This window comes from Paenibacillus beijingensis (assembly GCF_000961095.1).
Classification (GTDB): Bacteria; Bacillota; Bacilli; order Paenibacillales; family Paenibacillaceae; genus Paenibacillus_O; species Paenibacillus_O beijingensis.
The window spans coordinates 5,494,067-5,512,299 of sequence record NZ_CP011058.1; the positions used below are offsets into that span (position 1 = coordinate 5,494,067).

22 protein-coding genes are annotated in these 18,233 nt (G+C 52.2%); 3 read left to right on the forward strand and 19 right to left on the reverse strand.

The window, feature by feature from the left end; genetic code table 11:
• Nucleotides 1-34: 34 nt before the first annotated feature.
• From VN24_RS24835 to VN24_RS24890, 13 genes are all read right to left on the reverse strand, one after another.
• Entirely contained in the window at nt 35-226 is a 192-nt protein-coding gene (locus VN24_RS24835; RefSeq protein WP_045672614.1) for a capping complex subunit for YIEGIA, read from the reverse strand.
• Nucleotides 219-1,085, reverse strand: a complete 867-nt coding sequence (locus tag VN24_RS24840; RefSeq protein WP_045673683.1) for a YIEGIA family protein — start codon at nt 1,083-1,085, stop codon at nt 219-221. The genes VN24_RS24835 and VN24_RS24840 overlap by 8 nt, the downstream gene beginning before the upstream one ends.
• A 63-nt stretch (nt 1,086-1,148) precedes the next feature.
• Nucleotides 1,149-1,772 carry a YphA family membrane protein gene (locus VN24_RS24845; RefSeq protein ID WP_045672615.1) on the reverse strand — a complete coding sequence of 208 codons (624 nt, stop codon included), beginning with the start codon at nt 1,770-1,772 and terminating at the stop codon, nt 1,149-1,151.
• 211 nt (nt 1,773-1,983) lie between these two features.
• Entirely contained in the window at nt 1,984-3,243 is a 1,260-nt protein-coding gene (gene rpsA, locus VN24_RS24850) for a 30S ribosomal protein S1 (protein WP_148505305.1), read from the reverse strand.
• 111 nt (nt 3,244-3,354) lie between these two features.
• Nucleotides 3,355-3,921, reverse strand: coding sequence for a lysophospholipid acyltransferase family protein (locus tag VN24_RS24855; RefSeq protein WP_045672616.1), 567 nt, complete (start codon nt 3,919-3,921; stop codon nt 3,355-3,357).
• Nucleotides 3,922-4,623, reverse strand: coding sequence for a (d)CMP kinase (gene cmk, locus VN24_RS24860; protein ID WP_045672617.1), 702 nt, complete (start codon nt 4,621-4,623; stop codon nt 3,922-3,924).
• Nucleotides 4,624-4,744: 121 nt separating this feature from the next.
• Nucleotides 4,745-4,915, reverse strand: coding sequence for a hypothetical protein (locus VN24_RS27765; RefSeq protein ID WP_158453709.1), 171 nt, complete (start codon nt 4,913-4,915; stop codon nt 4,745-4,747).
• A 165-nt stretch (nt 4,916-5,080) separates the two neighbouring features.
• Entirely contained in the window at nt 5,081-6,433 is a 1,353-nt protein-coding gene (gene ypeB / locus VN24_RS24865) for a germination protein YpeB (protein WP_045672618.1), read from the reverse strand.
• A gap of 124 nt (nt 6,434-6,557) precedes the next feature.
• A complete protein-coding gene (locus tag VN24_RS27875) occupies nt 6,558-6,716 on the reverse strand; it encodes a hypothetical protein (RefSeq protein ID WP_169751054.1) in 159 nt (52 codons plus the stop codon).
• A gap of 52 nt (nt 6,717-6,768) precedes the next feature.
• The gene (gene prsW, locus VN24_RS24870) at nt 6,769-7,467 is read right to left on the reverse strand and encodes a glutamic-type intramembrane protease PrsW (protein ID WP_045672619.1); all 699 of its coding nucleotides are present in this window, start codon (nt 7,465-7,467) and stop codon (nt 6,769-6,771) included.
• Nucleotides 7,468-7,529: 62 nt separating this feature from the next.
• Nucleotides 7,530-8,780: a Glu/Leu/Phe/Val family dehydrogenase gene (locus VN24_RS24875; protein ID WP_045672620.1), complete on the reverse strand. Its 1,251-nt coding sequence runs from the start codon at nt 8,778-8,780 to the stop codon at nt 7,530-7,532.
• A gap of 133 nt (nt 8,781-8,913) precedes the next feature.
• A complete protein-coding gene (locus VN24_RS24880; RefSeq protein ID WP_045672621.1) occupies nt 8,914-9,531 on the reverse strand; it encodes a genetic competence negative regulator in 618 nt (205 codons plus the stop codon).
• A 220-nt stretch (nt 9,532-9,751) separates the two neighbouring features.
• Nucleotides 9,752-10,078, reverse strand: coding sequence for a hypothetical protein (locus VN24_RS24890; protein WP_045672623.1), 327 nt, complete (start codon nt 10,076-10,078; stop codon nt 9,752-9,754).
• Nucleotides 10,079-10,262: 184 nt separating this feature from the next.
• On the opposite strand from VN24_RS24890, the gene VN24_RS27180 reads away from it, so the two are divergent.
• Nucleotides 10,263-11,324, forward strand: a complete 1,062-nt coding sequence (locus VN24_RS27180; protein ID WP_238590771.1) for a polysaccharide deacetylase family protein — start codon at nt 10,263-10,265, stop codon at nt 11,322-11,324.
• Here VN24_RS27180 and VN24_RS24900 read toward each other — a convergent pair.
• Genes VN24_RS24900 through VN24_RS24910 form a run of 3 tightly spaced genes read right to left on the reverse strand, consistent with a single transcriptional unit; the run spans nt 11,319 to nt 13,042 of the window.
• Nucleotides 11,319-12,176 (reverse strand): metallophosphoesterase, encoded by an 858-nt coding sequence (locus VN24_RS24900; protein ID WP_052703142.1) that lies wholly within the window; start codon nt 12,174-12,176, stop codon nt 11,319-11,321. The genes VN24_RS27180 and VN24_RS24900 overlap by 6 nt on opposite strands.
• A gap of 1 nt (nt 12,177) precedes the next feature.
• Nucleotides 12,178-12,444 carry a hypothetical protein gene (locus VN24_RS24905; protein WP_045672624.1) on the reverse strand — a complete coding sequence of 89 codons (267 nt, stop codon included), beginning with the start codon at nt 12,442-12,444 and terminating at the stop codon, nt 12,178-12,180.
• A complete protein-coding gene (locus VN24_RS24910; protein WP_045672625.1) occupies nt 12,437-13,042 on the reverse strand; it encodes a CPBP family intramembrane glutamic endopeptidase in 606 nt (201 codons plus the stop codon). The genes VN24_RS24905 and VN24_RS24910 overlap by 8 nt, the downstream gene beginning before the upstream one ends.
• 105 nt (nt 13,043-13,147) lie before the next feature.
• On the opposite strand from VN24_RS24910, the gene VN24_RS24915 reads away from it, so the two are divergent.
• A complete protein-coding gene (locus VN24_RS24915) occupies nt 13,148-14,059 on the forward strand; it encodes a hypothetical protein (protein WP_045672626.1) in 912 nt (303 codons plus the stop codon).
• Between the two features lie 37 nt (nt 14,060-14,096).
• Here the strand turns inward: VN24_RS24915 and VN24_RS24920 are convergent, their stop codons facing one another.
• A complete protein-coding gene (locus VN24_RS24920) occupies nt 14,097-14,423 on the reverse strand; it encodes a rhodanese-like domain-containing protein (RefSeq protein ID WP_045672627.1) in 327 nt (108 codons plus the stop codon).
• A gap of 301 nt (nt 14,424-14,724) precedes the next feature.
• On the opposite strand from VN24_RS24920, the gene serA reads away from it, so the two are divergent.
• Nucleotides 14,725-16,317 carry a phosphoglycerate dehydrogenase gene (gene serA / locus VN24_RS24925; protein WP_045672628.1) on the forward strand — a complete coding sequence of 531 codons (1,593 nt, stop codon included), beginning with the start codon at nt 14,725-14,727 and terminating at the stop codon, nt 16,315-16,317.
• A gap of 93 nt (nt 16,318-16,410) precedes the next feature.
• Here the strand turns inward: serA and VN24_RS24930 are convergent, their stop codons facing one another.
• Nucleotides 16,411-16,815 (reverse strand): VOC family protein, encoded by a 405-nt coding sequence (locus VN24_RS24930; RefSeq protein ID WP_045672629.1) that lies wholly within the window; start codon nt 16,813-16,815, stop codon nt 16,411-16,413.
• A 685-nt stretch (nt 16,816-17,500) separates the two neighbouring features.
• On the reverse strand, nt 17,501-18,073 hold the full coding sequence (locus VN24_RS24935; protein WP_082084125.1) for a YfiT family bacillithiol transferase: 573 nt from the start codon (nt 18,071-18,073) through the stop codon (nt 17,501-17,503).
• Nucleotides 18,074-18,233 lie beyond the last annotated feature (160 nt).

Here is an 18,233-nt window from a genome sequence, read left to right on the forward strand (position 1 = left end):
TGGCTAACATTTCAATTTGAACAGCAGCTTGGGTTTAAGGAGGCGCCAATTTGTGATTGACGATGACGATCGAGCCGTTCTTCAAATCGTGCGCATTCGCATCCATAATCTTTTCCAGCAAAAAAGCGGTTTGTTCCATTCCGGCCGGATCTTTTTCGATAAAAACAGGCACGCCTCCCGCAACCTTGCCGCCATCGGATGTGACGACTGCAACGATTCTAGCCATTTTCCGCCCCCTCTTTGCGGTTTACATCCGCTTTGGTCGGCATTCTTACGGCCGCCTCCAATACCGGGACGCGGCTTGCGACTTCGATCGCTTTGGACGTATCCTTTTCCTGCGGAAGAATAAGGACGATGAGCCGTCCGTCGTTCATATCAAGCTTGGCCTGGGGCATCAGCGCCGGTTCGCCGTCATCGCGGTAAACGCCCAGTATCGTCGACAGGTCATACAAAATCGCCTGCCTCTGTCCCATGTTACTGAGCGTCGCTTTGCTATTGGCATTGAAAGGCTTGATGATCAGCCCGATTCCGCGCTGTTCAATAATGCTCCGGTTGCTGGAGAGACCGATATTATTGATGACCATGTCCCCGACATACAAGTCGGGACCATCGAACCGGACGGATGCCGATTCAATGGACGCAATATGCGACAGCGGTTTGCCGGAACGAAGCTTGTACACGATGCCAAGAGAAATGACCCCGATCAAAGCGCCGAAGAACAGGTTAAATGCGGTACTGAACAGACATGACAGCAGCGCGGTCATAATGACGAGGTAGTTGCGCCCTTCAAAAACCATCGCGATGCCTTCAATATACGTCGGACCGCGTGAAACAAGTTCCATGCCGTCGATTTTTGTCAACGTTTCCCGTTCCATATTGCGCACATCTCGGAACTGCTGGGCCGCCAAAGTAAGGAAGGTGATCGCCGTGTAATTTTTTTGATACAGGGCCGGAACGGCCACCGCGCCCAGTGCCGATGCAATGACACCGAGCGAAATATGGATGATGCGGCCGTGCGGGTGTGTCGGATATTGACGGTAATCGGAGCGCAGCAGCAGTAGCCTTGCACTAACGCCGAATATCATCCCGAGCAAAACGCTGATCAGAAATTTGTGCTCATCCAAATATTCAAGCCAGTCGTTCACGCCTCACACATCCCCTTCGCGATTATTGAACAGCAGTGCCGCAAGCGCCGCGAAATAACGGAATACGATACTCGTCAATCGGGCCGATGCAAGCGCCAGGAAGTAGCCGTCCCACCAGTTCCACGAACCGGCTTCAACCACAGCTCCCGTCAATATGCTTGCCGATAGTATGGACTTGACGGCAGAAGCGAGTGTAATGACAACGAATTGCTGTCCCGCCTGCTGCACGAGCAGCGTTGCCAAACTGCCGCACAATAGAGGCACATCCAAACGCGAATCGAATATTTCCAGCAGCGGGTCGCTATTGTACAAAGCTTCGACCCAGACCCAAAACATTCCGAGCAGCACCGAGCAAAAAAAAATATAACCCGGATGGCGGCCCCGCACTCCCCTCATGCAAACAAATACTGATGCGCCAAGCGTCCAGAGGACGCTACCCCGCAAAATAAACGCTCCTCCCGCCAAGACCGAGACTGCAGGCTGGGTTACGAACCAGCCGGCGGCAAAGAAAGCCGCCTGCTTCCAGGTCAATTCTTCGGCCAATTCCCGGTTCCAGCCCGTCGTCAGCAAAATAAATGAAAGCAGCAGTAAAAAAAAGGTTATGTATCCGTCGTGAATCCCATTCACTATGCATCACCTCTGTTGCATCTATTATGCGCTATCCTGGTGAGCCTGATTCGATCAAAGCGAAGCAGAAACGGACCGTCCTCCAGCGAGGACGATCCGTGCGTTCATTTTACGAATTCCATTAAGAAAAGCCCGTCTCACAGTTGTCACCAAACATCGGCTTAAAATGCAAAGAAAGGGGGCGCAAGGCGCCCCCCTCCTTATTGTTCAATCACTTGAATTTGCTCAATTTATCGCCGAAACGCTCTCCAAGCGTAAAGCTCATGCTTTGGTTGCTGAGGCTTACGTTCGGATTATTCAGGTCTTCTTTCGGTGCGCGCGAAGGCTTCTCGGCGCGCGGAGCCGCTTCCGGAGCTTCTTCCGTTTCCTTAATGCTGAGGCTTACGCGCTTCTCGGCCGGGTTGAAGTCGAGAATTTTCGCCTTCACTTCCTGACCTTCCTTCAACACTTCAAAAGGAGTCGCGATATGACGGTGCGCAATTTGCGAAATATGAACAAGTCCTTCTACGCCAGGAGCGATTTCAACGAAAGCGCCGAAGCTTACGAGACGGCGAACCGTGCCCGTTACAACATCGCCTGTGTTGAACTTGCCGTTAACCGATTCCCATGGACCCGGTTGAGCGGCTTTGATGCTGAGGCTGATTTTGCCTGCGGCCGGATCGACTTTCAGCACTTTAACGCGGACTTTGTCGCCTTCGGAAACGACATCCTTCGGATGCGCAACGTGCTGGTAAGACATTTCGGACACGTGCACGAGACCGTCAATGCCGCCGATATCAACGAATGCGCCGAAAGGAGTCAGGCGTTGAACCGTACCTTCGATTTCTTGGCCCGGCTCAAGCGCAGCCATAATGGCTTGTTTGTTTTTCTCGAACTGCTCTTCCAGCACTTCTTTCGCCGAAAGAATCACTTTGTTGTTTTCGCGGTCGAGTTCTTTGATTTTCACCGTGATCGTACGGCCTTTGTAATCGCTGAAGTCTTCCACGAAATGACGCTCCACCATGGAAGCCGGGATAAAGCCGCGAACGCCGAGGTCGACGACAAGGCCGCCCTTTACAACGTCGGCAACGATAACGTCAAGCGTTTCGCCGTTTTCAAACTTGGATTGCAGGGAGTCCCATGCTTTCTCGCTGTCGATTTGACGTTTGGAAAGAACGAGCTTCTCTTTCTCGTCGTCGATGCTGACCACTTTCAATTGCACTTCTTGGCCGATTTCAACCAGCTCAGAAGCGTTGTCGTGCTGTACCGACGAAAGCTCGCGAAGAGGAATAACACCGTCATATTTATATCCAAGGCTAACAGTTGCTTGGTTATCTTCGATTTTTACGATCGTGCCGGTTACGATATCGCCCTTCTTAATGGACACGATATTTTCCAGCGCATCCTGGCTGATCGTTTCGTTTGCTTCGGCTGCTGCTTCGGTGCCTTGCTCCACTTCGACAGAATCCTGAATCTTCGTTTCTTCTGACATAGAAATAACCTCCTCAGTTCATACCACAACTTTATTTAAACCCATATTGCACCGTTGAAACAGGAATAAGGGATTTAAAACGTAAAACTTGTCGGCGCCCGTCCGCCGCGTTTATGAAAGCTTGCGGATCGCGCTCATAATTTCGGCTGTAACCTGCTCCAGCGTATAGGATGAAGGATGGTCGATAAAGGCTGTAAGATCGACAGGCTTGCCGTAAGTAACACGCATTTTGCGAAAAAGCTTGTATGTCCCGGTCACTTTCACCGGTATAACCGTCGCTCCGCTGCGGAGCGCAATCATCGCCGCGCCTTTCTTTCCCGATTCGGACTTGCTGTTGCGCGTCCCTTCCGGGAAAATCCCCATCACGCCGCCGTCCTTGAGCAGCGCAATCGCGCCGCGGATCGAATCTTTGCTGACGCCGCCCCGTTTAACCGGAAACGCACCTAAATTGCGGATAAGCGTTCCCAACAGAGGAACGTCGAACAGCTCGGCCTTCGCCATATAGTGCACTTTGCGCGGCACTTTGATACCTACTGTCGGCGGGTCGAAATTGCTCAAGTGGTTCGATGCCAAAATAACCGGACCTTCGGATGGAACGTTTTCCAGCCCTTTTGCTTCCAGGCGGAACAAAATTCCGTATATAACCAAAAGAAGCCTTCGGCAAATACGGTAAACCATTTACTTCGCCTCCGCCAATTTAGTACGGCTCAAGGAAACAATAGCGTCGGCCACTTCATTAATCGACATCGACGTACTATCGAGCAGAATGGCATCGGGAGCGATCTTCAAGGGAGAAAATTCCCGCTGCTCGTCCATTCTGTCACGTTCTGCAATTTCCTTCTCCAGCTGCTCAAGAGTAACGCCCAGCGCGCTGCCCGCTTCAATAAAGCGCCGCTGCGCCCGCTCCTTCACGGATGCCGTCAAAAAAACTTTCAGTTCGGCGCCCGGCAATACGCAAGAACCGATGTCGCGCCCATCCATGACGACACCTTTATCCTTCGCAAGTTCCTGCTGTTTGGCGACAAGCAGCGAACGCACCTTTTCGCTGGCGGCAACCTGGGACACATGCAGGTTGACGTCGCGGGAACGGATCTCGGCCGTTACGTCCTCCCCGTTTAAATAAACGAGCTGCCCTTCCTTGCCCGGCGCAAGCGTTATCGTCAGACCCGACGCATGAGCCGCCAGAGCAGCCGTATCGAGCGGATCAATCCCGGCACGCCGGGCGCTGAGCGTAACGGCCCGGTACATGGCGCCCGTGTCGATATAAACATAACCGAGCTGCGCGGCAACGGTGCGGGCAACGGTGCTCTTGCCTGCTCCGGCAGGTCCGTCGATCGCAATGTTAATGCGCTCGTCTGCGCCATCCCGATGAATACTCAACGTTCGTTTCCTCCAAGCATTACAGACTGATGCAGCCGCCAAATGACGGTATACTCAATAAAAAAGCAGGCTCTGCCTGCCTAATTAGTATACCACAACCCATTAAGAGATGCAAAAAAGGTCAGCGGATCGGCGTTCCTTCGAGCCTTTCGACTTCCGTCACCCAGTGACGGAAAGAATCGCTGCGCAGCCCGATTTGAGAAAGTACAAGGAGAACGAGCAGCGCGATCGCAATGAGGCGCAGCCATTTATCCGCCGCGTCATGCCACCGGCTTTTTCTTTGATTTGCCATGGACGCCAATACCGCCTTTCAACAAACGATGTCGATGGGTAGTTTTCCCTGCGGTCGCATAAGTATGCGCCTCATGATGGTTTTTAGCGAAAGCGGGCGGCGGAAAAGCCCGCTTCTTCGGAGCAAGCAAAACGGCCCCCGTTCTGCGGAGGCCGTTTCCTAATGTTATGTCGATATCGGCGTCATTCCGGGCATTTCCTCGATCGCTTCTTCGGCTCCCGTATCGGCATTGATATAGATTCGGTAGTAAGCACCGTTTATTTTTCCCGCAAATTCGTAACAAAGCGTTTCCTGACCGATATCGTTTTTAATGAGGGCCAAATGCCCCTCGGCGCTTTTCAGATCGGGATTCAGCGCTTTGCGCGCCGCGCTTTCCGTCAAAGCCGGTTTCTTGAGCTTGCGGGCGCGGTGCTCGTAAACATAGTCCCCTGCCTGCAGCCCGACCACTTGGCCGTTGTCGAGCGCAACCTTAACCGTAATCATTTCAGGGTAAATGAGGATCCCGTTTTGGGTTGAAACGTAGGTGAACACGCCTTCGTTTCCGTATTCGTCGTAACTGACGGGCGTCATTCCTTCATAGCCGTGGTTGGTCAAAAATTGATCCGCATGCTTCCGCGCTTCTTTTAGACCCATCGTTTTGGCGCTAATATCCCGCGGATGGATGTACCAAAGCAGCTCTCCGCCCTGTTGGGTAAAATCCAGACTGATGTTTTTACCCGATTTCGGCTCGGCTACAATTGCGGAATAAGAGGCGTACTCCGTTCCTTTGCCGTTCTCGACGACACGTATTCCTTTCGTCGACGGCAGATCCAGAAATTTAGCCGCACGGGACGCAATTTCCTGAGCCGACACCTTTTTGCCCGACAGCGATTTGAAGGTACGCTTCTGATACATGCTGGCGACGGAAGGACCCCAATTGATTTCCGGATATTCGCTTACCTTTTTGTCCACCGTCTTGAATCCGTCGATAATCGTATTGTCCTCGGCCGACTTCTCCGTGGCAATCGCGCTCTCCACATCCATCCAGCGCAAGTTTTTGGCCAGCACCTTGTCCTGCATTGCCTGCAGATCTTTCGTCAGCTCGCCCGATTTGGCGTACAACGTTTTCATCGTGGCGTATTCCTTGTCGGTAAGCGGCTGTTTGGTCAAATCGCGAACGGACGTTTTATAGGCGAAGTTTGAAATGTGCGATAAAAAGTCTTCCGTCTTGTTGAAGGGCAGCAGCGTCAGCGGCAGTTGATTGATTTCATTTTGGGCTTCGCTCGTCAAACGCCAAACATTGACCAGCCCTTTGCGGTGAAACGACTGCGAGGCGGAGTTGACCGCCAGCGTATTGCCGAGCTGATGGTGCAGCTGGTCCATATGGTATGACAAATCGTGAAACGCCCGCTGATATTGATTTTCCGCTTTGAGCAGCACTGAATTTTTTTCTTGATGTTCCTGATACCCCCAATAGATGGAGCCGATAAACAGCAAACTCATAATCGGGAAAAGCACGGCGCTCAGTCTTTGGTACATAACGTATAAGCTCCTTTCTTGTCCATAAGCTGGTGTTAGTTTGCTTTGCGAAAGGAAGCTTTATACATCAGACGCCGGATAATCGGTGAGAAAAAAGAAAAGCCGCGCGGGATAAGCGCAGCTTTCACATGGGAAGTTCTTCGATTTCGAAATCGTTCACGTTATTGCATAAGCACATCTTGAAGCCGGTGTCTACCTTGCCGTGATCCCGCTTGCCGCGCAGAACGAATTTCTCGCCGCAAACGTTGCAGCGGATTTTCACCTTCACCCTGTTTTCAACCATGTGAGCTCCCTTTCGATGTCGAGTTAATTCTTTATTATTATGAACGAGAGCATTACAATTTAACCTCTTCTTCACGACCGACAATCCGGAACGGGGAGCGTGCGTTGGCCCTTCTGATTTTGCTCAGGCCCCACGCCCAAAGAAACGCCATGAAAGGGATTAATACCCACACCCATTCCTTAATTTCCGAAACCATAATCCAGTCGTAAATGCCGTGCCACAAAATAGGCAGCGCAATCGAAACGGCCAAGAATACTTTGCGGCGGGTGCCGAGGGCAAATTTGGCTTTGCCAAAATAGTATCCCATCGAGATCGCGAACAGCGCATGGCCCGTTACCGGCAGCAGCGCCCTTACAAGCAGCGTTCCGAAGGTCGAAGGTGAAAACACCGCATACAGCACGTTTTCCAGCGTCGCAAATCCGAGCGAGACGGAAGCGGCATACACGATTCCGTCGTAAGGCTCGTCGAATTCGGTGTGGTTGAAAATAATGTGGTAAAGCAAAAACCATTTGACCAGCTCCTCCACACCTGCGGACAGAGCGAATGAAAATACGAACGGATGGCTGCTGCCCCACCACAGCTCGAGCCCCCGCTGGATCACCATAATGGGCAGCACGATCAATACCCCGAGCAGAAACATCCGGATGACCATATGAATCGGTTCCGTATCGTAGCGGTCTTTCAAATATAAATAGGTGAGCAGCGAAACGCCGGGTGCCACCGCCGCAGCAAGAACGGAAAACAACAGCATATCGTTCTCACCTCCTTCGTTAGGTTCAACTGTTAATTTCCGCAATTAAATTGCAGGTTCGTTCAAACCCAGCCTCTGTAACGAACCGCTTCCGCCATCTTGCGCACGCCAACCATATAAGCGGCCAGCCTCATATCGACGCCGCGGGACAGATGAAGGTCGTGGACGTCTTTAAAGCCGCGCAGCATCATCCGTTGCAGTTTATCGTCCACTTCTTCTTCCGTCCAGTAATAGCCCTGGTTATTTTGCACCCATTCAAAATAGGAGACGATGACGCCGCCCGCGCTGGCGAGCACATCGGGAATAAGCAGAATGCCCCGCTCGGTCACGATGCGGGTGCCTTCCAGCGTCGTCGGGCCGTTGGCCGCCTCCACAATGATCCGGGCACGGATGCGTCCGGCGTTCACTTCCGTAATCTGGTCTTCGATGGCCGCAGGAACAAGCACGTCGCAATCAAGCTCGAGCAGTTCTTCATTCGTAATCGTATCTTTGAAAAGGTTCGTGATCATTCCGAAGGAATCGCGCCGGTCCACAAGATCCGGAATATCCAGTCCTTCTTCATTATACAACGCTCCATGCACATCCGAAATAGCGATTACGCGTGCGCCGGCCTCATGCATGAATTTTGCCAGGTAGCTGCCGGCATTGCCGAAGCCTTGAATCGCGATGCGTGCTCCCTTCAGTGCGATCCCTTTGCTCATCAAAGCCTGCTCGATCATAATCGTGACACCTCGCGCCGTTGCGCTTTCTCTGCCCCTGGAGCCCCCCAGCACAAGCGGCTTGCCGGTAATAAAACCGGGCGAGTCGAATTCGCGAATGCGGCTGTATTCGTCCATCATCCATGCCATAATTTGAGCGTTGGTCATGACGTCCGGCGCCGGAATATCTTTCGTCGGTCCGACGATTTGGCTGACGGACCGGACATAACCGCGGCTGAGCCGCTCCAGCTCGCCAAAGGACATGCTGCGGGGGTCGCAAATGACCCCGCCTTTGCCGCCGCCGTACGGAAGATCGGCAATGCCGCACTTAAGGCTCATCCAGATGGATAATGCTTTCACCTCGTCTTCGTTGACGGCAGGATGAAACCGGACCCCTCCTTTCGTCGGCCCAACGGCATCGTTATGCTGGGCGCGGTATCCGGTAAATATCCGGGTTTTGCCGTTATCCATCTTCACCGGGATTTTAACGGTCAACAAACGGATCGGCTCCTTGAGCAGATCCACCATGTCATCGCCGTAACCCAGCTTGCGAAGCGCTTGTTCAATCACGATCTGTGTCGAAGTCAGGACATTCTGATTCTGTATCTCGGACACGTAAGCCCACCGCCTTACATCAATGTTGTATCAGTATAGACACGTCGCGAACCTGCTATGCGGGCGCACAAAAGAAGAGCATGCTGCGTAAGAATTCGATCCTCGCGCAGATGCTCTCTTATATGAGGGTGCATTATGGTTTGAAATGAGTACAAATCTGCTTGACGGCGCCGGAAGGCATAATGACTTTCCCATATTCCTCCAGCATCGCATACGTGACTGAAGTCGCTTCCCCATATTCCGCGAGCAGTGCGATCAGGGCGTTCTGCTGCGGCTGTTCCACTAATGCCGATTCGAAGGTCAGAATATATTTCCCGTTATAGGAGTACAGTCTGCCGTCCTCGGTTAATCGGGATGAATGGAGCTGTCTGGCGACGGAGATAACGTCTTCGAAATCTCGAAACAGATACATAATGTTATCGCTCTGCTCCAATGTGACTTCCATTTCATACAGTTCTTCTTCGCCGTCATCGTCCTCGACGGCTTGGCCTTCCTCGACGTGTCCGTTCATCTTGCCGCGGGTTACAATCACTACCATGCCCTGTGCGGGAAGCGCGAACACCTCCACGGCCAAGGGACCGTTGACGTCGAATCCGAGTTCACTGTAAGCCTGGTCCATCATCTCGCTGAACAATTCATGCACTTTCGGAATTTCGCGCCACATATCATCCTTCTGGATCCCTCGTTCCAGCAGGTCGTCGAACGTCAGAAATATCCGTATTTTGTCTTGCCCCAGCCGTTCGATCTTCATGACAGGATCCTCCTCTGCAGCATCGGATATAACAGCGTATGATACAATTTCCGATAGGTGCCAAAATCGTGCTATATAACTATGTTACCATGTCTGTCCCCGGATTGCACTACGAGCGAAAAAAAAAGAACCGCTGTCCGCCGGAACTTCACCGGGTAGGACTTACGATTCTTTATACGAATTATTCATGGAAAAGTTTCATTGCGGTCGAGATCATTGTTTAGTGCGCCGAACGGCTGCCGCTTCCGGATTCGGCCAATATTTTTTCCGTTTCCCTTTTCACTTCGGGATCGCTGCTGACGATCGATTCGATGCTCGACCACGCTTCTTTATGGTCGGAAGCTGCGGCTGCCGTGTCCGGCTTGCCGGCCGTTTTCCCGCTTACTCCGCGGGTGGACACGCCCAGCATCATTCCTTTACCCATGTTCGTCCACATTTTTCCCGCTGCCGCACCTGCAAGAGCGGTCATTCCCGGCTTTCTGCTCGCCACATAAAACACTGCGGCCGCTCCGCATAATGTACCCAATAAAAATCCGCCAAATTTCATGAACGGCTTCCTCCTTATCTAATTATCGTCTTCCTGCGTAGTTTGCCCCCCGTATCCGCATGTCATTCCGCAAAGCGGACCCTTTTTCGTTTATGCAAACAAGCTATTGTGTAATATGGTAAGATGATACGACAATTGCACCGTTACGGACGGTGATTTACCTACTTGGAGGTTGACTGCATCCATGAGATGGAATTGGAAGAAGACCGCCCCACTGCTTGTCGCTTTATCGATGGCTGTATCCGCCGGAGCATGTTCTTCCGGATCCGGAAACGGGTCCGGACCAACATCGGCGGCACAGGGCGGCTCCGGTGAAAGCGCGGCAAACGAATCGAGCCCTGCCGCAACCGGAAACGCAGGGGACGGCCCCGGACAAGAGCAGAATCATGAACAAAGCGGCAATGCCGGATCGGGACAACAACAAGAAGAGGCAAGTAACGGTTCGGCCGGCAAGACAGGTTCGACAAGTTCGACAGTCACGTCGGGCTCGTCCGGCACGAAAGGCGCGCAAGCCACGACAGCGACAGGCACATCCGGCGCAGACAAAGGCACATCCGGCACAGGCAAAGGCGCATCCGGCGCCGGCGCGGCTGCTGAAAAAAAGCTGCTTTACAAAATGACGCCTTCCTACCGGTTCAAGCCGATTAACGACGAAGCACCGAGCAAAGTCGTCCTGCTTACTTTCGACGACGGTCCAAAGCAGAAGGAAGAGCTGACCAAGATTCTGGATGCGCTCGATAAACATAATGCCAAAGCGATTTTTTTCGTTAACGGTTACCGTGTCAAACAAAATCCCGATCTGCTCACACTCATAGACGAGCGCGGGCAAACGATCGGGAACCATTCGTGGGATCATATCGATTTGAAAAAAGAGACCGAACAAGAGGTACAAAAACAGATTTCGGGCGTTCAGCAGATCGTGAAGCAGACTACCGGCCGCAGCCCGCAGTTTTTCCGACCTCCGTTCGGAGCGGGCGGGGACACGGTCAAAGCGATCGTCAAAAAAGAAGGCATGCTGTTCATGACTTGGTCGGACGGCTCATTGGACTGGACTGAAGAAAGCAAAAACAAGCCCGATGCGGTCATCCGAAACGTGCTCGACCAGCTTCATCCGGGCGCCAACATTTTGATGCACGAGCTGCCGTGGACGGCGGACGCGCTGGATGAACTGCTTACGAAGCTGGAAGCGAAAGGCTACGGGTTTATCGATCCCGCCACGATTGATGTGAAAGGATCGCTATCATAATAGGTTGCGCCTTAGCGTGAACAGATGCGTTTCGGGCGGTACGCCCAGCCGGATCGGCGCTTTCGACGTGCCGTAGCCGCAGCTGACAAACAGCCGGACCGGCCGCGGTCCGGTTGTTGTTTCTGCAAGAGCGGATGTCCCGCCTTTATTTTCCAGCGAAAACCATCCTTTGCAGTAGGTGCGAACGCTGCCCGGACGGATAACCGGGCCGTATAACGGCAGCACCATCTGGCCGCCATGCGTATGGCCGCTCAACACGAGATCGACATCCGCCCCGTTAAGCCGGTCGGCAATAATCGGGTCATGCGCGGCGAGCAGTGTAAAAACGCCGGATGCCCGGCGGTCCGCCAGCGCCGTCTTCAAGCTGTCGCGCTCGGTAAACGGATCGTCCACGCCGGCAAGCCGGATCCGCTCCCTGCCGCGGGAAAGAAAGACCGATTCATTTTTAAGCGTCCGCACGCTTTCCTGCTGCAGCAGTTTTTGCAGCGGCTTAATGTTGTCGTCATAATCATGATTGCCGTACACCATATATACGGGCGCAATAGCAGCCAGACGCCGGACGTTATGGCGCACGCGCTCCAGCGGCACTCCCTTTTCCCTCACATCTCCGCCAATGAGCACGAGATCGGCGCCTCCCGCCTGCTGCACCATGGCGATTAATGACGGATGGAGCTTTCGGCGGTGAATATCGGAAATAAAAAAAATGCGGAAACCGTCAAATGCGGGAGGCAGCCGCTCGAAGGAAATCTCTTCCTCCTGCAACCGGTTTCGGTATGATTCGAACACCATGTACGCTGACAGGACGATCAGCGCGAGCACGATGAAGACCGCGGCAGTCCAGGCAAAGATCAAGTTATTTTACCCCTTCCTGCCCGATTGCAGGCTGCACTTGTTTTTCTTGCGGAAAAGCGTTCCTTCCCCACATCAGAAGAGCCGCGACCAACAGAACGAATAATATAAATAACGAATTATAAAACCATTTGGAAAATTTCTGGCGGCTGGAAGGATGTTTTTGTCTTCTGGGCGGCAGCCTTTCCTCGTCATCTTGGGCTCGCCTGGGCTCCTTTGACTGCGCCTTGCGGCCTGCAGCCCGCGATCCGAACTTTTCCATTCTACTCATTTGTCACTTTGTCCCTCCGGTAGCGGATAATAAGTCCCATCACACTGTCCACCACAAAATGCGCGGCAATCGGCGCCCAAAGCGTTCCGGTATGAATATAGATGAAGCCGAGTCCGTAACTGATCGAAAACACCAATCCGGTCGGAATCCAATGTTTAAGGTAACGGACATGAATTGCAGCAAACAGGATGCTCGTCCAGTATGGGCCGAACGCATGCTGAATGGCGCCGCGAAACAAAATTTCTTCGCAAACGGACACGATGAAGGACAATACCAATATATGCCACAGCGGGCGTTTGCGGAAAATCCGTTCGTTTACGCCTCCGTCATCCGTCGCTTCCTCCGGCACCCAGCGCGATATAAGAAGGTCGACGGCAATGACAAGAACTGAAAGTCCCAATCCCCAGACAAGAAAGGTAAAATCAACGGGAAACTTTACTATCGAGACCGGATTGCGGCGCTGTAAAAAAATCCAGATCAAACCGATAATTAAAGTGATAGCCTGCGTCGCATATAAATTGATAAGCAGCATCCGGTCGTTGATCTCGTCAACGGACACTTTGCGCACACGGATGTTGCGGAGGTCGAATTTTTTCATAGTTTCCCGCCTGTCAATAAAGGTTTGGATTCCCTTTTTACATCTTCTGACCTAATCTTAGGCCACATCAAAATGACATACTTCGTCCCAAAGAAGGAGATTCTTATGCAGAAACGTTTGACCCGCTACGAAATGCTGTTCACACTCGGATTTCTGTTTATGCTCGTTTGTGTTGTCGCCGCATTCTTTTTCGGCGTTCAAGTCGGTACCGCCAAAGTCGAAAACCGGGCCGAAATGAACCCGCTCGGAGCCGCTTCCCCCGCCAAGCCGTTCGCGTATCAGCAGCAGGATTTGGTCTCTTTTTATCATACCGTATATTTGCCGTTCCGTGAATTTCAGAGCGTATGGATAGACTCGCTTGACAAGCTGGAATCCGGACAGCTCGCTTCCTCTTCCTCGGTGCTGAAGGAACTCGGACAATTGGCCCGCCGCAAAGGGTTGGAAACGGAGGCCGCCCAAGTTTCCGCCGCATCGCCGCTTCTGGTGCAAGCGCGCTCGGAATACAGCCGCAGCTTGTCGCTTATCGCGGAGGCTGCCGACAACTTGCGGAAATCCGCCGGTCAGTCATCGTTATTGAAAAGCATCGAAGCCGATTCCGACGTAGCCGAAGCGAAACGTCTGGCGCTGCTCGCCCAGCGCGACTTTTATGCCGCAATGGAAAAATGGGGCTCGTCCGTCGACCCGAAAATTCCGGGCGATTATAAACAGCCGGCCGTCCTGGAGCTGTCCAAGTGGAAAAGCCTGCCGCTCACCGTCAAAAACAAGCTGATCGCCGAGCTGCTTTTGAACCGGGGCAAGTGGACAACCTATATGCCGCATGATTTGACCAGCCGGATCGACCAGCTCGTCCGTTCGGGCGAAGCGGGCAAGCTGAAAATGCAGTCCATGAACGCCGCAGCCAGCCTGCTGATCGGCACCGATGCCGTCCGCAGCGGCGATTTCCTTGCCGGTAAAGCGAAGCTTTATGCAAACGAAACGTTGCCGCAGCTGCCGTTTTTCATTCCCGTCGTCAACTGACGGGAGGCGCGGCCGTTCACCTTCGCCGCTTTCGTTCTTAATCGTATTGAAATCCTTGCAGATGGGCTACGGCGGCCATACCGCCTTCGACATTATACAGCTTGTCGTAGCCTTGCCCGCTTAAATAACGGCATACCGCTTCGCTGCGGACGCCGTGTGCGCAAATAATATATAGCGATTTATTGTCATCAAGGTCTCCAAGGCAATGCGGAACCGTATTCATCGGTATCAGCTTCGTTCCTTCGAGATGGTAATAGTCCCATTCTTCAGCTTCTCTGACGTCGATGATTTGGTCGGCTGTAATTTCGCCGGCCGAAAGCTGAGAGAGCAAATTTTCCGCAAAAACGGATTTCCAACGTTCCATTTCCAGTCTCCCCCTACTTAAAGCAATGCTTGAATCATAACGAAAATTTCACATTTCATCAAGTTTTGACATTGCAATGTGACCTTGCCTTGCTATAGAATAGAGAACGTTAAGTTAGGAACGGCCAGTTACACCTTTTCGCGCCTGCCAACGGCGCAAGTACCTATCGATTTCAGCACAATGTTTAACGCTTAATACCGTTGTTGTCAGTTAAGGAACTCTCGTCTCCCATTGCACGATGGTGCCGGGAACGGGGTTTTTTGCTTCTCATATCCAACTATCACTAGGAGGCAAATCAACTATGTTTAAAGTGTTAGTGTCCGATCCGATCAGCGACATGGGAATCCAGCAGCTTATGGATGCACCAGACGTCGCAGTGGATAAAAAAACCGGACTAAGCGAGGACGAGCTGGTCGCCATTATCGGTGAATACGACGCGCTTCTCGTACGCAGCCAAACCCGTGTGACGGCCCGTATTATGGAAGCCGCCAAATCGCTCAAAGTCGTCGGCCGGGCCGGCGTCGGCGTTGACAACATCGACTTGCAGGCAGCCACCCAGCGCGGCATTATTGTAATCAATGCGCCGGACGGCAATACGATCACCACGTGCGAGCATACGTTTGCGATGATGATGGCGCTCGCCCGCCACATCCCGCAAGCTTACGCGAAGACGGTTGGAGGAACATGGGACCGCAAGTCTTTCCTCGGCGTCGAGCTTCGCAACAAGGTGCTGGGCGTTCTCGGCATGGGCCGTATCGGCAGCGAAGTGGCCAAGCGCGCCAAAGCTTTCGGAATGGAAATTTTGGGCTATGATCCGTTTCTTACGGAAGAAAAAGCGGCCAAGCTCGGTATTAAGCTTGCGTCTGTCGATGAGATCGTACGGAATGCCGATTTCATGACCGTGCATACGCCGCTGACGCCTGAAACCCGCCATATGATTGGACCGGATCAATTTGCCGTCATGAAGAAAGGAATGCGCATCGTAAACTGCGCGCGCGGCGGAATTATCGACGAGCAGGCGCTTGTACAGGCGGTCAATGAAGGAATCGTGGCCGGAGCCGCATTCGACGTATTCGAATCGGAGCCGCCGGCACCGGATCATCCTTTCCTGTCCAATCCGAAAATCATCGTAACGCCTCACCTCGGCGCCTCTACTGTGGAAGCCCAGGAAAACGTTGCAATCGATGTGTCGGAGCAGGTGCTTCACATTTTGCGCAACGAGCCGTTCCAGAATGCGGTCAATATGCCGCCGATTCCGGCAAACGTCATGACGAAGCTGCAGCCTTACTTCGAGCTCGGCGAGAAGCTGGGTTCCTTTATCACTCAGCTTTTGAACGGTGCCGTGGAAGAAATCAACATCAGCTTCTCCGGCGAGCTGGCTGAAGTCGACACGCAGCCGCTCACGCGTTATATTGCCAAAGGCATCTTCGGTCACCATCTCGGAGCGGATCAGGTTAACATTATCAACTCCCTGCATCTGGCCAAAGAGCGCGGCGTTAATATCGTAACGAGTCAGTCACAGACGGCCAAAGACTTCACCAACCTGATCACCGTCTCGCTGCGGGCGAAAAACGAAACGCGCCTTGTCGCCGGAACGCTGCTGACAGGATACGGTCCGCGTATCGTCCAGATCGACCGCTTCACGGTGGACGTACCTCCGGTCGGCCATCTCGTGCTCATCTCGCACAACGACAAGCCGGGCATCATCGGACGGATCGGAACGCTGTTCGGATCCAAGGAAGTCAACATTGCGACGATGCAGGTCGGACGTCAAATCGAAGGCGGCGCAGCCATTATGGTGCTGTCCGTAGACAAAGGCGTGCCAAAGGAGCTGCTGTCGGAGATGCTGGAGCTGCCGGATCTGAACAAAGCGAAAGAAATTATTTTGAGCTAACGCCGGATAGCCGGTATACGACAAAGACGCCGTTCATCAGACGAACGGCGTCTTTTTTGCGCTGTTGGACCAATACTTGCCCGGCGGCAATTGTCATCGAATCGCTTCGATTACCTCGTCAAATTTTTTTTGCCGGTCAACGAGTTGCGAAAAGGTAAGCATGTAGCCGTCCGGATCGCGCACGACAAATTCTTTTGCATTCCAAGGACGGATTACTGGTTGTTCAATAATGTCCGCCCCCGCGCTCAGCGCCTTCATGGCAATGGCGTCAACGTCTTCCGCCGCGAAATTGACAACGATACCCAAACCTTTTGCTTCATTTATTTCGTTAGCGGCCACCAGCATTAAATCATGATACTTCGCTCCCCGCAAATGAGCCATTCCCGTCATTTGAAACACCGCTTCAAAGTCCCATGCTTCCTTGTACCATTTTACAGCGTGATCCAGATCCCTTACCTGCAGTTTGACAAACATTGGCATCGGATAAAATTCCGTCATCGTCATCCTCCTCGTATTGATATTGACATCGCTGAAGACAATGATGATTGTATAGGATCACGCGACGTGAGACTCAAGTCATGTTTATAGTTATGCTACGCTTCACCGCACGCTGGGAGCTCGCACAAATGGAAATGCGTCTGGGAAGGAAACGCCGGAATACCCGCTTGTTAAATGGCTTACGGACAGAGAATTCGCTATTTCATGGAAATGACGCGAATTTATTATGCAACCGAACCGAGGGGCACATATTCATCGCTTGACCGTATTTGGCCAGTTTATCTGCCCCATAACGGTTCTGGAGAGTGAACGGACACATGCAGAGAATGTATATGATTTTTCGGATACATATACAGAATCAGGGTTCAAGTCACGTTTTGTATATGAACTTTCGAATAGAATCGACTGATTCGGTGTGTGTCCCGCTCATTATGTATGATTTTTCGCATACATTTTGTGGTCTCCCGCAGATTTTCGAAGTTATGAACAGTTAATCGACAGGCTCCTGGAGTCCGATTCCTTTTGAGAAATGGTCATTTTTCGTTAATTAACGGCGGTGAGGTCCGCTTAGGTCCGCTTAAGATTCGCTTGTATGGATCGCTTCTACACTTCTACTTATGAACGTGCCTCATGAGATTCCATCTTTCTGATACGGCTTCTCTTTTGCACAGATACATGATCTTGATTACCATCCCATCCGTTCTTTAAGAGAAACGATTTGCGCGATATGATGCCGGCCGTGCCAGGCATATCTTTGGGTTGCAACATTAAGACTCATTACGCCGTGAGTGAGGCTCGTGAATGTCCTTTTGAAGTCTGAGGAGTGTAAGGAACGAAGTAAATCCGCAAACCGAATGTGGAGCGATTCCAGGAGAACCAGCGAAGTTTCAACAGGTGTCCTGTAATCACTCCGTTCGGCCCACAAATCTTCCCGGTAAGACCCGGCAAGCGGGCTATCCTCAGTCAGTCCTCTCTTGAACCGAATATAGGCATTCATATCGTTATCTGCCATATGGTGGACGACCTGCAGCACTGTCCAGCCGCCGGGACGATAGGGTGTAAGCAGCTGCTCCATCGTTAAGTTTTGTACCGCCAGACGGAGAATGCTTGGTATTTCTTTAATTTCCTCAATACATCTGCTTCGTTGCTCTGCAGTCGGACTGTCGATCGGTTCGAAATGCCCGATCGGATAACGATAATGGTCTATTGGCTCACCCCTAATCCGTTCATTTTGACTGTACAAAAATTCGAGAATCATCGGTGTCTTTCCTTTCTGCGGGTTCGGAGAATGCCCGAGCAGAGGGCGATTAAACGTCCCAGAGTATGTATTCAGCGGAATAGACCGAAATAAAAAAATTTCATTTGTTGTTCGCATCGAATTGCCTTCTTTACTGCTTCAGGAATCTCCAGTTGTAGCT